Genomic DNA, 14,853 nt, shown 5'->3' with positions numbered 1-14,853 from the left:
GTGCTCAGCCAACCACTTATGCACTTGCGAGGACTTTATGGCCCGTTTCGAACTGCAAAAACTCTACATCGATGGCGCGTACAGCGATGCCAGCGGCGACGCCACCTTCGAAGCCATCAACCCGGCCAACGGTGAAGTTCTCGCCCTGGTGCAGCGCGCGACGAAAGAAGACGTCGAGCGTGCCGTGGTCAGCGCCGAAAAAGGCCAGAAAGTCTGGGCGGCCATGACCGCCATGCAGCGCTCGCGCATCCTGCGCCGCGCCGTGGACATCCTGCGCGAGCGCAACGATGAGCTGGCCGCCCTGGAAACCCTGGACACCGGCAAATCGTTCTCCGAAACCAAATACGTCGACATCGTCACCGGCGCCGACGTGCTGGAATATTACGCAGGCCTGGTGCCGGCCATCGAAGGCGAGCAGGTTCCGCTGCGCACCACTTCCTTCGTCTACACCCGTCGCGAGCCCCTGGGCGTGGTCGCCGGTATCGGCGCCTGGAACTACCCGATCCAGATCGCCCTGTGGAAATCCGCCCCGGCCCTGGCCGCCGGTAACGCGATGATCTTCAAGCCCAGCGAAGTCACCTCGCTGACCACCCTGAAACTGGCCGAGATCTACACCGAGGCCGGCGTTCCAGCGGGCGTGTTCAACGTGCTGACCGGCAGCGGCCGCGAAGTCGGCACCTGGCTGACCGAACATCCGCGCATCGAGAAAATCTCCTTCACCGGCGGCACCGACACCGGCAAGAAGGTCATGGCCAGCGCTTCGAGTTCTTCGCTCAAGGACGTGACCATGGAACTGGGCGGCAAGTCGCCGCTGATCATCTTCGACGACGCTGACCTGGACCGCGCCGCCGACACCGCGATGATGGCCAACTTCTACAGCTCCGGCCAGGTCTGCACCAACGGCACCCGCGTGTTCGTGCCGAGCCACCTGAAGGCGGCCTTCGAAGCCAAGATCGTCGAGCGCGTGGCGCGCATTCGCGTCGGCAACCCGGAAGACGAAAACACTAATTTCGGCCCGCTGGTGAGCTTCGCCCACATGGAAAGCGTGCTGGGCTACATCGAGAAGGGCAAGGCCGAAGGCGCGCGCCTGCTGTGCGGCGGCGGTCGCCTGACGGAAGGCGAATTCGCCAAGGGCGCGTTCGTCGCGCCGACCGTGTTCACCGACTGCACCGATGAAATGACCATCGTGCGCGAAGAAATCTTCGGCCCGGTGATGAGCATCCTCACCTATGAAACCGAAGAAGAAGTGATCCGCCGCGCCAACAACACCGACTTCGGCCTGGCCGCTGGCGTCGTGACCCGCGACCTCAACCGCGCCCACCGCGTGATCCACCAGCTCGAAGCGGGCATCTGCTGGATCAACGCCTGGGGCGAATCGGCGGCGGAAATGCCGGTCGGTGGCTACAAGCAATCGGGCGTGGGCCGGGAGAACGGCATCAGCTCGCTGAACAACTTCACCCGCATCAAGTCGGTACAGGTCGAAATGGGCGACTACACGTCGGTGTTCTGATCGGACACGGCACCTGAGGTGAGGCTTCTGTGGCGAGGGAGCTTGCTCCCGCTGGGCCGCGAAGCGGCCCCACTTCAGCCCCCCAAGTTTTCCAGACAGAACACGGTCGCCCTTTTTGCGACTGCTGCGCAGCCGAGCGGGAGCAAGCTCCCTCGCCACGGGAAACGTGGCACTCGGCAGCCTGACCTGAACCCAACTCAAAAAGAGGGTGCATTTCATGTCCCAAGAATTCGATTACATCATCATCGGTGCCGGCTCGGCCGGTAACACCTTGGCCACCCGCCTGACCGAAGACGAAGGCGTCACCGTCCTGCTGCTCGAAGCCGGCGGCCCGGATTATCGCCTCGACTTCCGTACCCAGATGCCCGCCGCCCTGGCATTCCCTCTCCAGGGTCGTCGCTACAACTGGGCCTACGAGACCGATCCGGAGCCGCACATGAACGGCCGTCGCATGGAGTGCGGTCGCGGCAAGGGCCTGGGCGGTTCTTCGCTGATCAACGGTATGTGCTACATCCGCGGCAACGCCCTGGACTACGACAACTGGGCCAAGCTACCCGGCCTGGAAGATTGGACCTACCTCGATTGCCTGCCGTATTTCCGCAAGGCCGAAACCCGCGACATCGGCCCGAACGATTACCACGGCGGCGAAGGCCCGGTCAGCGTGACCACCCCCAAGGCCGGCAACAACCCGCTGTTCCACGCCATGGTCGAAGCCGGCGTGCAGGCCGGTTACCCGCGCACCGAGGACCTCAATGGTTACCAGCAGGAAGGTTTCGGCCCGATGGACCGTACCGTCACGCCCAACGGCCGTCGCGCCAGCACCGCGCGCGGTTACCTGGACGTCGCCAAGAAGCGCTCGACACTGACCATCGTCACCCACGCCCTGACCGACAAGATCCTGTTCGAAGGCAAGCGCGCGGTCGGCGTGCGCTACCTGGTGGGCGCCGCTGAAGAGCGCGTCGAAGCCCGTGCCCGCAAGGAAGTGCTGCTGTGCTCCGGCGCCATCGCCTCGCCGCAGATCCTGCAACGCTCCGGTGTCGGCCCGGCCAAGCTGCTGAAGAGTCTCGACATCCCGGTGGTCCACGACCTGCCAGGCGTCGGCGAAAACCTGCAGGATCACCTGGAGCTGTACCTGCAATACGCTTGCACGCAGCCGGTCTCGCTGTACCCGTCGCTGCTCTGGTACAACCAGCCGGCCATCGGCGCCGAGTGGCTGTTCAACGGCACCGGCATCGGCGCCAGCAACCAGTTCGAAGCCGGCGGTTTCATCCGCACACGCCCGGATTTCGAATGGCCGAACATCCAGTACCACTTCCTGCCGGTGGCGATTAACTACAACGGCAGCAACGGTGTGAAGGAGCATGGTTTCCAGGCGCACATGGGCTCCATGCGCTCGCCGAGCCGTGGTCGGATCCAGGCCAAGTCCAAGGACCCGCGCCAGCACCCGAGCATCCTGTTCAACTACATGGCGACCGAGCAGGACTGGCAGGAATTTCGCGACGGCATCCGCCTGACCCGCGAGATCATGCAGCAACCGGCGCTCGACGCCTTCCGTGGTCGCGAGATCAGCCCGGGCATCGACGTGCAGACCGACGAGCAACTCGACCAGTTCATCCGCGAGCACGCCGAAACCGCGTTCCACCCGTCCTGCTCGTGCAAGATGGGCACCGACGACATGGCCGTGGTGGACGGCGAAGGCCGCGTGCATGGCATGGAAGGCTTGCGCGTGGTCGACGCCTCGATCATGCCGATCATCACCACCGGCAACCTGAACGCGCCGACGATCATGATGGCCGAGAAAATCGCCGACAAGATCCGTGGCCGCAAGCCGCTGCCGCGCAGCACAGCCCCTTACTACGTAGCCGGCGATGCACCGGTGCGGGGCAAGCCGTTGCGTGAAGTGGCGACGGCTGCACAGTAAAACTCAGTACCGCGGCGCGGCCTTCGTCGGATCGCCGCCCGGAGCAGGCTCGCTCCCACAGGGGTTTAGTGGTGGACACAGATTTTGTGACCGCTGAAGATCCCATTGTGGGAGCGAGCTTGCTCGCGATGGGGCCGGCCCATTCAACATCTTCGTTGACTGCCACACCGCCATCGCGAGCAAGCTCGCTCCCACATGGGCTCTGGGTGAACATAGATTTCGTGACCGCCAAATATCCATTGTGAGAGCGAGCCTGCTCCGGGCGGCGATCCGACGAAGGCGTCCAACCTGACAGCGCAAAACTCCCATCTGCCTTGATCCCTCCCCCGCCGCAGGCCTACTCTAGAGCCACCGCGTCAATGCGCCGCACCTCGCTGCATCGCCACTCCAGACAAGGAGGTTTCATGTTCGACTTCCATCCCCAGCTCAAGCAGCGGTTTGCTGCCTTGCGCACGGGCGCTGAATTCTTTTCCCTGCGTTATGTCCGTGAGTCCGGTCAGCACCTGTCGGTGCGCAAGAACGTCGCCGAACCGCCCAGCCTCAACCGTGATGAAGGTGCGATGCTCACCGTGCGGGTCAACGGCGTCGAGGCCTATGCGGCCACCAATGATCTGTCCCAGGCCGGCCTGCAAGCGGCGCTGGACCGCGCCGAACGACACGCTCGCCAACTCAAGCCCCATGCCCTGCTCGACCTGCGCGAGCAAGCGGTGTCCAGCGACCGCGCTGACTACTTCTCGCCGCACTTCGACCAGGCTTTCCCTCCACTGAGCGATTGCTACCAACTGCTCGGCGACGAATCGGCCGCCGTGCCTGCGGATGAGCGCCTGGTGAACTGGCAGGCGAGCATCGGCCTGACCCAGGTCGAGCAGATCTACCTCAACAGTGCCGGTGCCGAACTGCGCCAGGCCCAGCGCTTCATCTATCCGGCTCTCGACGTTACCGCCTTCGACGGCCACGACAGCCAGACCCGCACCCTGGGCCGGGAAAATTTCGGCCAGCAAGGCGGCTTCGATGTGATCAGCCGTTGCGGCCTGATCGGGGCCGGCCCGAGGATTGCCGACCAGGCCCTGCAATTGCTCATGGCGCCCAACACACCCCAAGGCCCACGCGACCTGCTGCTGATGCCCGACCAGATGATGCTGCAGATTCACGAGTCCATCGGCCATCCGCTGGAGCTGGATCGCATCCTCGGGGATGAACGCAATTACGCCGGGACCAGCTTCGTCAAGACCAGCGATTTCGGCCAATTGCAATATGGCTCCAGCCTGTTGAACGTGACCTTCGACCCGGACATCCCCGAAGAACTGGCGAGCTACAGCCACGACGACGACGGCAGCGCCGCCAGCAAGCAGTTCCTGATTCGCGAAGGCCTGTTGTTGCGCCCACTGGGCGGGGCACTCTCGCAATTTCGCGCAGGCCTCGACGGTGTCGCCAACAGCCGCGCCTGCGGCTGGAACCGGCCGCCCATCGACCGCATGGCGAACCTGAACATCGAACCCGGCGACCAATCCCTGGAGCAATTGATCCAGGGCATCGAGCACGGCGTGCTGATGCGCACCAACCGTTCCTGGTCCATCGATGACGCCCGCAACAAGTTCCAGTTCGGCTGCGAATGGGGCCAGTTGATCGAGAACGGCGAGCTCAAGGGCGTGGTGAAGAACCCCAACTACCGGGGCATCTCCGCGCAATTCTGGAAGAGCCTGAGGGCGGTAGGCGATGCCAGCACGTCCCAGGTCCTGGGCACGCCGAACTGCGGCAAGGGCGAACCAAACCAGGTCATCCGCGTCGGCCATGCATCGCCGGCCTGTGTGTTCAGCAATGTCGATGTGTTTGGGGGAGACGTCTGATGAGCACTGAGAATAACCAAGCGGGGGCGTTCAAGGCGTTAGTCGATTGGCTGCGCGATGCGCTGCGCGAGCCGGAACAATTCACCCTCGGCTACGCCTCCGAGTCGTCGGCCTTCGTGCGCTTCAACCACGGCAAGGTCCGCCAGGCCGGCCAGGTGCAGCAGGCCAATATCAGTTTCAAATTGATCAATGACGGCCGCCACGCCGATTTGCAGATCACGTTGTCCGGTGACACCGAGACCGACCTGCAGCGACTGGCCGAAGGGCTGCAGCAACTGCGCGAAACCTTGCCACTGTTGCCCGCCGATCCCTACCTGTTGCTCAACCGTAATCATTGGCACAGCGACAACGTACAGGCCCATCCATTGCCCGAAACGGAGCAGGCCATCGCTGAAATCACCGGCGCCGCCGAGGGCCTGGATCTGGTCGGATTTTATGCTGCGGGGCCCATCAGCCGTGGTTTCGCCAGTTCTTCAGGCGCGTTCGGCTGGCATCAGGCCAACAGCTTCAACTTCGATTTCAGCCTGTTCCATGAGAACGGCCAAGCGGTGAAGGCCAGCTATGCCGGGCATGAATGGAGCAGCGAGGGATTCGCCCGACGCTTCGAGCAGGCTCGCGAGCAACTGGAATTTCTCGGCCGCCCGCTGCGCACGTTGCCGCCCGGCGAATATCGGGCTTATCTGGCGCCGGCCGCCCTGGAAGAGATCATGGGCATGCTCAGTTGGGGCGGTTTTTCGGCCCGGGCGATTGCCAGCAAGCAAAGCCCGTTGCAGAAGTTCTACGCCAATGAAGCCAGCTTGAGCCCCAACGTGTGGCTGACCGAACAGGTCAGCGGCTCCTTGAGCCCGGCGTTTTCCGACGAAGGTTATCCCCGCGATGACTTGACGCTGATTGCCAAGGGCACAGCCAATGCTCGACTGGTCAACTCCCGCAGCGCCGCCGAATACGGCCTCACCGCCAACGGTGCCAGCAGCTACGAATACCCTACGGCGCTGGACATGCAGGGCGGGCAGCTGGAGCAGAAGCACATCCTTGAAGAACTCGGCACTGGCCTGTACATCAGCAACCTTTGGTACCTGAACTACTCGGACCAACCGGCGGCGCGCCTGACCGGCATGACCCGCTTCGCCACGTTCTGGGTCGAGAACGGCCAGATCCAGGCACCGGTCAGCACGATGCGTTTCGACGACAGCGTCTACAGCCTGCTGGGCTCGCAGCTCGAAGCGCTGACCCGGGAGCGGGAACTTCTGCTTTCGGCCAGCACCTACAGCCAACGGGCCACGGCCTCGATGTTGTTGCCGGGGGCGTTGGTCAAGCGGTTGACCTTGACCCTGTAGCAGCAAAGAAGGTGGCTTTGTACCTCAGTGGCGAGGGAGCTTGCTCCCGCTCGGCTGCGCAGCAGTCGTAATCCAAACGATGCGGTCCTTCAGATGGACCGTGCCGGTCGATTGGGGCCGCTTCGCAGCCCAGCGGGAGCAAGCTCCCTCGCCACAAGAGCTTCCTTGCCACTGGTAACTGTTCATTTTTTCAAGATCCCTCGTCACAGGAAATTGTTCACTTTTCATACAAGAGGTCCCATGCCCAACCGCGCTCCCCTCGATGCAGTCACCGCCCGCTGGCTCCCGTGGGTCGTGGCGATTGCCTTCTTCATGCAGTCCCTCGACGGGACCATCCTCAACACCGCCCTGCCCGCCATGGCCAGTGACCTGGCGGAAAACCCGCTGCGCATGCAAGGCGTGATCATTGCCTACATGCTCACCGTGGCGCTGTTGATCCCGGCGTCAGGCTGGATCGCCGACCGCTTCGGCACCAAGAAGATTTTCTTCGGCGCGATCCTGCTGTTCAGCTTCGGCTCCTTGCTCTGCGCCTTGTCCAGTTCGTTGAGCATGCTGATCGGCGCCCGGGTCATCCAAGGCCTGGGCGGTGCGTTGATGCTGCCGGTGGGCAGGTTGGTGGTGCTGCGGGCGTATCCGCGTTCGGAACTGGTGCGGATCATGGGTTTCATCACCATCCCCGGGCTGCTCGGCCCGCTGATCGGCCCGACCATGGGCGGTTGGATGGTCGAGTACATGACCTGGCACTGGATCTTCATCATCAACCTGCCGGTGGGCGTGGTCGGCTGCTATGCCGTGTGGAAATTCATTCCGGACCTGCGCGGCAGCGAGCGCACGCGCTTCGATGGCCTGGGCTTTTTGCTGTTTGGCGCGGCGATGGTGCTGATCACCATCGCCATGGAAGGCCTGGGCGAATTGCACCTGCCGCACCTGCGGGTGATGTTGCTGCTGTTCGGCGGCATGGCCTGCCTGGCGGCCTATTGGTTGCGGGCCGGGCACGTCGAGAACGCGCTGTTCCCACCGTCACTGTTCAAGACCCGGACCTTCGCCGTGGGTATCCTCGGCAATCTGTTCGCGCGCCTGGGCAGCGGTGCCCTGCCGTTCCTGGTACCGCTGCTGCTGCAAGTCGCCCTGGGCTATTCGCCCTCCCAGGCCGGGATGAGCATGCTGCCCCTGGCGGCCGCGGCGATGGTCGCCAAATCGGTCGCCCGGCCATTGATCGAGCGCTTCGGCTATCGCATTGTCCTTACCGCCAATACCCTCGCCCTGGGCGTGATGCTGGCGAGCATGGGACTGGTCAGCGAACAGACGCCGTACTGGCTGTTGCTGGCGCATCTGGCAGTGCTGGGGGCGATCAACTCGCTACAATTCACCGCGATGAACACCGTGACCCTGATCGACCTGGACGATGCCAGCGCCAGCAGTGGCAACAGCCTGTTGTCGGTGGTGGCGCAACTGTCCCTGAGCCTCGGCGTGGCTTGCGCTGGCGCGCTACTTGGCGGCTTTACCGCCCAGGTGGGCAACGACGGGGTGGAGACCGTGCTGGGCGCGTTCCAGTTGACGTTCGTGACGGTGGGGGTCATGGCGATGCTGGCGGCGACGATCTTTTCCCAGTTGTCACGCGAAGACGGGCGACGGGTGAAACGCCCGGATGAGCATATCGAGCATTAGATAGGACTCGGACGGTTTTAAGGCTTCAGGGCTTTTGTGGCGAGGGAGCTTGCTCCCGCTCGGCTGCGCAGCAGACGCAATCCAGGCGACGCGAACTTCCAGGGGCACCGTGTTGGCCGGTTTGGGGCCGCTCCGCGCCCCAGCGGGAGCAAGCTCCCTCGCCACAGGTTCCACCCTCTCTCCAGACTAAACAGTTCTACGGTTCGGCCCTCACAGCTCGTCCAGATCTTTCGAAGAAAGTGGCACGAGGCTGCTACACTGCGCGACATTTTGTTTTGCAGGCCAGTCCCGTGACCACCATTGCCACCGCTTTTAATACTTTGCCGCTGTCCGCCGCCATGCTGGCTAACCTCGAATCACTCGGTTATGCCCAGATGACGCCGATCCAGGCGCAAAGCTTGCCGGTGATCCTCAAGGGCATGGACCTGATCGCCCAGGCCAAGACCGGCAGCGGCAAGACCGCCGCCTTCGGCATCGGCCTGCTGAACCCGATCAACCCGCGCTACTTCGGCTGCCAGGCCCTGGTGATGTGCCCGACCCGTGAGCTGGCCGACCAGGTCGCCAAGGAAATCCGCCGCCTGGCCCGCGCCGAGGACAACATCAAGGTCCTGACCCTGTGCGGCGGCGTATCCTTCGGCCCGCAGATAGCCTCCCTCGAACACGGCGCCCACATCATCGTCGGCACGCCGGGACGCATCCAGCAGCATCTGCGCAAGGGCTCGCTGGTGCTCGACGGCTTGAACACGCTGATCCTCGACGAAGCCGACCGCATGCTCGACATGGGCTTCTACGACGCCATCGAAGACATCATCCAGCAGACCCCGGAACGCCGCCAGACGCTGCTGTTCTCCGCCACCTACCCGGTGGGCATCAAGCAGCTCGCCTCCAAGTTCATGCGTGACCCGCAGCAAGTGAAAGCCGAGGCGTTCCATTCCGACGCGCAGATCGAGCAGCGCTTCTACGAAATTTCCCCCGAGGAACGCATGGACGCGGTGGTCAAGGTGCTGGCGCATTTCCGCCCGGCCTCTTGCGTGGCGTTCTGCTTCACCAAGCAGCAGGTTCAGGAAACCGTCGATCACCTGACGGCCAAGGGCATCTCCGCCGTCGGCCTGCATGGCGACCTTGAACAACGCGACCGCGACCAGGTACTGGCAATGTTCGCCAACCGCAGCACCTCGGTGCTGGTGGCCACCGACGTGGCGGCCCGCGGCCTGGACATCGATGCCTTGGACATGGTGATCAACGTCGAACTGGCCCGGGATTCGGAAATCCACATCCACCGCGTCGGCCGCACTGGCCGCGCCGGTGAGAAAGGCATCGCCATCAGCCTGGTGGCGCCGTCCGAAGCCCACCGCGCCCAAGCCATCGAGGAATTGCAGAAATCGCCGCTGAGCTGGGACCAACTGGACAATCTCAAGTCCCAGGGCGGCGGCCCGCTGCTGCCGGCCATGAGCACCCTGTGCATCGGCGCCGGGCGCAAGGACAAAGTCCGTCCCGGCGATATCCTCGGCGCCCTGACCGGCGAGGCCGGCATCCCCGGCGCCCAGGTCGGCAAGATCGCGATCTTCGATTTCCAGGCCTACGTGGCCGTGGAACGCGGCATCGCCAAGCAGGCGCTGCAACGCTTGAACGATGGCAAGATCAAGGGTCGGTCGTTGCGGGTGCGGATCCTCTGATTCCAGTTGATTCACTCTGTGGCGAGGGAGCTTGCTCCCGCTGGGCTGCGCAGCAGCCTTGAAAGCTATAAACGCGGTTCTTCAGACAGTTCGCGTTCGTTGGTTTTGCGACCGCTTCGCGCTCGAGCGGGAGCAAGCTCCCTCGCCACAAGAGCAAACTCCTGCCAGACCCCAGACATTTAGAGGACACCGTTTTGCGCTCTACCGAAGTCGTGATCATTGGCGCTGGCGCCGCAGGTTTGATGTGTGCGCTGACCGCTGCCGCGCGCGGGCGCCAGGTGATGCTGCTGGACCACGCCAACAAGGCCGGTAAGAAAATCCTCATGTCGGGCGGCGGGCGCTGCAATTTCACCAACATGTACACCGAGCCGGGCAACTTTCTCTCGCAGAACCCGCACTTCTGCAAGTCGGCCCTGGCCCGCTACACCCAGTGGGACTTTATTGCGCTGGTGGCCAAGCACGGCGTGCCCTATCACGAGAAAAAACTCGGCCAGTTATTCTGCGATAACAAATCCAGCGACATCCTCGGCCTGCTGTTGGAAGAATGCGACCAGGCCGGCGTCAGCCTGCACCTGGACACTTCAATCGAGCGGATCGAAAAAACCGACGGTGGCTACCAGCTGCAAACCACCCTTGGCGCCCTCGCCTGCCAGTCCCTGGTCATCGCTACCGGCGGGCTGTCGATTCCGACCCTGGGGGCAACCGGTTTCGGTTATCAGGTAGCGAAGCAGTTTGGCCATGAGTTGCTGCCAACCCGCGCCGGATTGGTGCCGTTCACCATCACTGATCAGCTCAAGACCCTGTGCACCGAACTGTCGGGCACCTCGGTGGATTGCCTGGTGAGCTGCAACGACCAGAGTTTTCGCGAAAACATCCTGTTCACCCACCGAGGCCTGAGCGGCCCGGCGATCCTGCAGATCTCATCCTTCTGGGAGCCGGGGGACACGGTCCAAATCAATTTGCTGCCCGATCACGACGTGCCGCAATGGCTGCAACAGCAACAAGCCGAACGGCCCAACAGCGAGCTCAAGACGCTACTGGGCGAATTGTTCACCAAGAAAATGGCCAACCTGCTGGCCGACACCTGGTTCGTCTCCAAGCCGATGAAGCAATACACCCACGCCGAACTGGCGGACATCGCCGAGAAACTGGCGAGCTGGAATGTCGTCCCGGCCGGCACCGAAGGCTACCGTACCGCCGAAGTTACCCTGGGTGGCGTCGACACCCGGGAAGTCTCGTCCAAGACCATGGAATCGTTGAAAAGCCCCGGCCTGTACTTCATTGGCGAAGTGCTGGACGTCACCGGCCACCTGGGCGGGTTCAACTTCCAGTGGGCCTGGGCTTCGGGGTATGCGGCGGCGCAGTACGTCTGACCCTCACCGATGTTGAGCCTGCTCTTGTGGCGAGGGAGCTTGCTCCCGCTCGACTGCGCAGCAGTCGCAAAACGGGCATCGAGCTCTGTCTGAAAAATTTCAGCGCATAAAGAAGGGTCTGCTCCGCAGCCCAGCGGGAGCAAGCTCCCTCGCCACAGGATTGAAGTGCGTCATTTGCCCCCGGAACACTTTTTGCTGTCAGATGTGATCGCCGCCATTGCATCGGCGTCATTACTGCCTCAATTTAGCGTCATTGCCCGTCAGGCCCTTGCACTTAATGTCATCGACCTCGTTTAGCCAATCCCTGCGGCGCCTTTGGGCGTTGGACAAGTTCAGTTATAGCGTGCGGGTGTTCATCGCCCTGACCGGCAGCATGGGGCTGTGCTGGTATCTGGATGAAATGGGCCTGCTGATCCCCCTGTTCCTGGGCATCATCGCCAGCGCCCTGGCCGAGACCGATGACAGTTGGCAAGGCCGCCTCAACGCGCTGGTCGTGACGCTGGTGTGCTTCACCGTTGCCGCGTTGTCGGTGGAGTTGCTGTTTCCCTACCCCGTCCTGTTCATTGTCGCCCTGGCCCTGGCTGCCTTTGGCCTGACCATGCTGGGCGCTTTGGGCGAGCGCTATGGCGCGATCGCCTCGGCCACCTTGATCCTCTCGGTCTACACCGTCATCGGCGTGGACCAGCGCGGCGGCGCGGTGACTGACTTCTGGCACGAACCTTCACTGCTGGTGGCCGGTGCAGCGTGGTATGGCCTGCTCTCGGTCCTCTGGCATGCGCTGTTTTCCAACCAGCCGGTGCAGCAAAGCCTGGCGCGACTATTTCGCGAATTAGGCCGTTACCTGAAGCTTAAATCGTCATTGCTCGAACCGATCCGTCAACTGGACGTCGAGGCGCGGCGCCTGGAACTGGCCCAGCAGAACGGTCGGGTCGTCGCCGCGCTCAACAGCGCCAAGGAAATCATCCTGCACCGCGTCGGCAACGGCCGACCCGGTTCGAAAGTCAGCCGTTACCTGAAGCTGTATTTCCTCGCCCAGGACATCCACGAACGCGCGAGTTCTTCCCATTACCCCTATAACGCGCTGGCCGAAGCCTTTTTCCACAGCGACGTGCTGTTCCGCTGCCAACGCCTGCTGCGCCAGCAGGGCAAGGCCTGCCAGACCCTGGCGGAGTCGATCCAGCTGCGCCAGCCGTTCGTCTATGACGACACCTTTGCCGAAGCGTTGAACGATCTGCACGCGTCTCTCGAACATTTGCGCATCCAGAGCAACCCGGCCTGGCGTGGCTTGCTGCGTTCGCTGCGCGCATTATCGGTGAACCTTGGCACGATGGACCGGCTGCTCAGCGATGCGAGCAATCCCGACGCGTTGGCCGACGCCACCGACAGCAGCCTCCTGGATCGCTCACCACGCAACCTCAAGGACGTCTGGCTCCGCCTGCGTACCCAACTCACCCCCACCTCGTTGCTGTTTCGTCACGCGCTGCGATTACCGTTGGCCCTGAGCGTGGGCTACGCCATGGTGCACCTGATCCACCCGTCCCAAGGCTACTGGATCGTCCTTACCACGCTGTTCGTCTGCCAACCCAACTACGGCGCCACCCGGCGCAAGCTCGGCCAGCGGATCATCGGCACCGCGATCGGCCTGACGGTGGCCTGGGCATTGTTCGATCTGTTCCCCAACCCGCTGGTGCAGTCGTGCTTCGCCATCGTCGCCGGGGTCATCTTCTTTACCAACCGCACCACCCGCTACACCCTGGCGACGGCGGCAATCACCATCATGGTGCTGTTCTGCTTCAACCAGGTGGGCGACGGCTACGGCCTGCTGCTGCCACGCCTGTTCGATACCTTGCTCGGCAGCCTGATCGCCGGCCTGGCAGTGTTCCTGTTCCTGCCCGACTGGCAGGGCCGACGGCTGAACAAAGTGCTCGCCAACACCCTCACCTGCAACAGCATTTATCTGCGCCAGATCATGCAGCAATACGCGGCCGGCAAAAGTGACGACCTGGCCTATCGCCTGGCCCGCCGCAACGCCCACAACGCCGATGCGGCGCTGTCCACCACCCTGGCGAACATGCTGATGGAGCCCGGGCATTTCCGGAAGGAAGCCGACGTCGGATTCCGCTTCCTGGTGTTGTCGCACACGCTGCTCAGCTACCTGTCAGGCCTGGGCGCCCACCGGGGCACCGAACTGCCGACGGACGTTCGCGAGCATTTGATCGACGGCGCGGGTGTGAAGCTGGCAGCCAGCCTCGATGAAATTGCCCAGGGCCTGGCGAGCAAACAGCCCATCGCAATCCAGAGCGACGAAGAAGAAGCCCTGGCCAGCGAGCTTGAGCAAATGCCCGATGAAATCGACGAAGGCCAGCGGTTGGTGCAGACGCAACTGGCATTGATCTGCCGTCAGTTGGGGCCGTTGCGCACGTTGGCGGCGCATTTGATCAAAGACACCAGCGAGGCCTGAGTGTGGCGGTGGCCTCACCGGCCCCTTCGCGAGCAGGCTCGCTCCCACAATAAATGTACGCTTGCCTGTGGGAGCGAGCCTGCTCGCGAAGGGGCCATCAGCTACGCAGCAATTTCACATCCCATGCGCCTTCAATAGTCGCTCATAACTCCCATCGGCCTTCATCGCCGCAATCTCGCGATCGAACCCGGCCACGATCTGCTCGTGTTCGGGATTCTTCAGGCTGACCAATATGTGCAGGCTGTTTTCGCTCAAGGGCTTGGGCAGGAACTCCACGGCGCTGCGTACCTTCGGTGATTCCCGAGCCAGGTAGTAACGGGCGACGTATTCATCTTCCAGGGTCAGTTTCACCCGGTCGGCAGCCAGCATGCGCACGGCCATCGCAAAGTTGTGCACAGGGACCTTCTGCATTTGCGCATCCTCGTCGAACGCCTTGGCATAGGCGTAGCCACGCACCACGGCGACGGGGTAGGCATAGAGCTGTTGCAGATTATCGAACTCGATGTCCGCGTCCTTGCGCTTGATGAAGCGCACGCGGTTGAGCAAGTACTCGGCCGAGAACTGACCCACATGGGTGCGCTCCTCGGCGTACCAGGCGTTGATCAGCACGTCATAGCGTCCTTCGCTGATGCCCAGCATCGCCCGTGCCCAGGGCACCTGCTCGAAGTCGCTGGCATAGCCCGCCCGCGCCAGGGCCGTCGTGACGATATCGGTCGCCAGCCCGCCGTTGACCAAGGTCGAATCGGTGAAGGGGGGCCAGGCATCGGCCACCAGGCGCAACTTCTGCGCGCAGACGCTGTGGCTCAGCAACAGCAGTCCGACCAAAGCAAGAGTTCGATGCAATCGCGGCATGCCAAACATCCTTGACGGGTTCAAGCCCGGTTTGTTTTTTTGCCGAAACCCAAGGGACATCCCGAGATGTCCCGGTCCTAACGTTAGCTCATCGAAACCGCTGCGCAGGGCTGAATCGAAGATTACACAAAGAAGACAAGACCGCGACACATCCATGATGGCATTTTGGTCTTTATCGCAGATTTTCCGACCAATCGAAAAGAGACTT

Annotated in this window: 9 protein-coding genes; 8 read left to right on the top strand and 1 reads right to left on the bottom strand. The window is 62.8% G+C overall.

Translation table 11 applies throughout. The features are described 5' to 3' along the window. Positions 1-37: 37 nt before the first annotated feature. From betB to yccS, 8 genes are all read left to right on the top strand, one after another. Entirely contained in the window at positions 38-1,510 is a 1,473-nt protein-coding gene (betB, locus tag FHK92_RS11970; RefSeq protein WP_181288254.1) for a betaine-aldehyde dehydrogenase, read from the top strand. Positions 1,511-1,727: 217 nt separating this feature from the next. Next, the gene (gene betA / locus FHK92_RS11965) at positions 1,728-3,431 is read left to right on the top strand and encodes a choline dehydrogenase (protein ID WP_181288253.1); all 1,704 of its coding nucleotides are present in this window, start codon (positions 1,728-1,730) and stop codon (positions 3,429-3,431) included. A 404-nt stretch (positions 3,432-3,835) separates the two neighbouring features. Then, complete coding sequence (locus tag FHK92_RS11960; RefSeq protein WP_181288252.1) at positions 3,836-5,278, top strand: TldD/PmbA family protein; 1,443 nt, start codon at positions 3,836-3,838, stop codon at positions 5,276-5,278. Then, positions 5,278-6,615, top strand: coding sequence for a TldD/PmbA family protein (locus FHK92_RS11955; protein WP_181288251.1), 1,338 nt, complete (start codon positions 5,278-5,280; stop codon positions 6,613-6,615). Before FHK92_RS11960 ends, FHK92_RS11955 begins: the two co-directional genes overlap by 1 nt. Before the next feature lie 93 nt (positions 6,616-6,708). Beyond that, positions 6,709-8,283: a multidrug transporter subunit MdtD gene (mdtD, locus tag FHK92_RS11950; protein WP_258232648.1), complete on the top strand. Its 1,575-nt coding sequence runs from the start codon at positions 6,709-6,711 to the stop codon at positions 8,281-8,283. A 338-nt stretch (positions 8,284-8,621) separates the two neighbouring features. Further along, the gene (gene dbpA, locus FHK92_RS11945) at positions 8,622-9,959 is read left to right on the top strand and encodes an ATP-dependent RNA helicase DbpA (RefSeq protein WP_258232652.1); all 1,338 of its coding nucleotides are present in this window, start codon (positions 8,622-8,624) and stop codon (positions 9,957-9,959) included. Between the two features lie 194 nt (positions 9,960-10,153). Next, the gene (locus tag FHK92_RS11940) at positions 10,154-11,332 is read left to right on the top strand and encodes a BaiN/RdsA family NAD(P)/FAD-dependent oxidoreductase (RefSeq protein ID WP_181288249.1); all 1,179 of its coding nucleotides are present in this window, start codon (positions 10,154-10,156) and stop codon (positions 11,330-11,332) included. Positions 11,333-11,609: 277 nt separating this feature from the next. Then, complete coding sequence (gene yccS / locus FHK92_RS11935; protein ID WP_181288248.1) at positions 11,610-13,793, top strand: YccS family putative transporter; 2,184 nt, start codon at positions 11,610-11,612, stop codon at positions 13,791-13,793. 114 nt (positions 13,794-13,907) lie between these two features. Here yccS and FHK92_RS11930 read toward each other — a convergent pair whose 3' ends face one another. Further along, positions 13,908-14,645: a substrate-binding periplasmic protein gene (locus FHK92_RS11930; protein WP_181288247.1), complete on the bottom strand. Its 738-nt coding sequence runs from the start codon at positions 14,643-14,645 to the stop codon at positions 13,908-13,910. Between the last annotated feature and the right edge of the window lie 208 nt (positions 14,646-14,853).

This window comes from Pseudomonas brassicacearum subsp. neoaurantiaca (genome assembly GCF_013608025.1).
In the GTDB taxonomy this organism is placed as follows: Bacteria; Pseudomonadota; Gammaproteobacteria; order Pseudomonadales; family Pseudomonadaceae; genus Aquipseudomonas.
This window is presented reverse-complemented; position numbering and strand designations above follow the sequence as displayed.

What these genes read in the sequence shown, in the direction of transcription:
- betB (WP_181288254.1), top strand. Translation starts at nt 38, where the DNA reads ATGGCCCGTTTCGAACTGCAAAAACTCTACATCGATGGCGCGTACAGC.
- betA (WP_181288253.1), top strand. Translation starts at nt 1,728, where the DNA reads ATGTCCCAAGAATTCGATTACATCATCATCGGTGCCGGCTCGGCCGGT.
- FHK92_RS11960 (WP_181288252.1), top strand. Translation starts at nt 3,836, where the DNA reads ATGTTCGACTTCCATCCCCAGCTCAAGCAGCGGTTTGCTGCCTTGCGC.
- FHK92_RS11955 (WP_181288251.1), top strand. Translation starts at nt 5,278, where the DNA reads ATGAGCACTGAGAATAACCAAGCGGGGGCGTTCAAGGCGTTAGTCGAT.
- mdtD (WP_258232648.1), top strand. Translation starts at nt 6,709, where the DNA reads ATGGACCGTGCCGGTCGATTGGGGCCGCTTCGCAGCCCAGCGGGAGCA.
- dbpA (WP_258232652.1), top strand. Translation starts at nt 8,622, where the DNA reads ATGCTGGCTAACCTCGAATCACTCGGTTATGCCCAGATGACGCCGATC.
- yccS (WP_181288248.1), top strand. Translation starts at nt 11,610, where the DNA reads ATGTCATCGACCTCGTTTAGCCAATCCCTGCGGCGCCTTTGGGCGTTG.
- FHK92_RS11930 (WP_181288247.1), bottom strand. Translation starts at nt 14,645, where the DNA reads ATGCCGCGATTGCATCGAACTCTTGCTTTGGTCGGACTGCTGTTGCTG.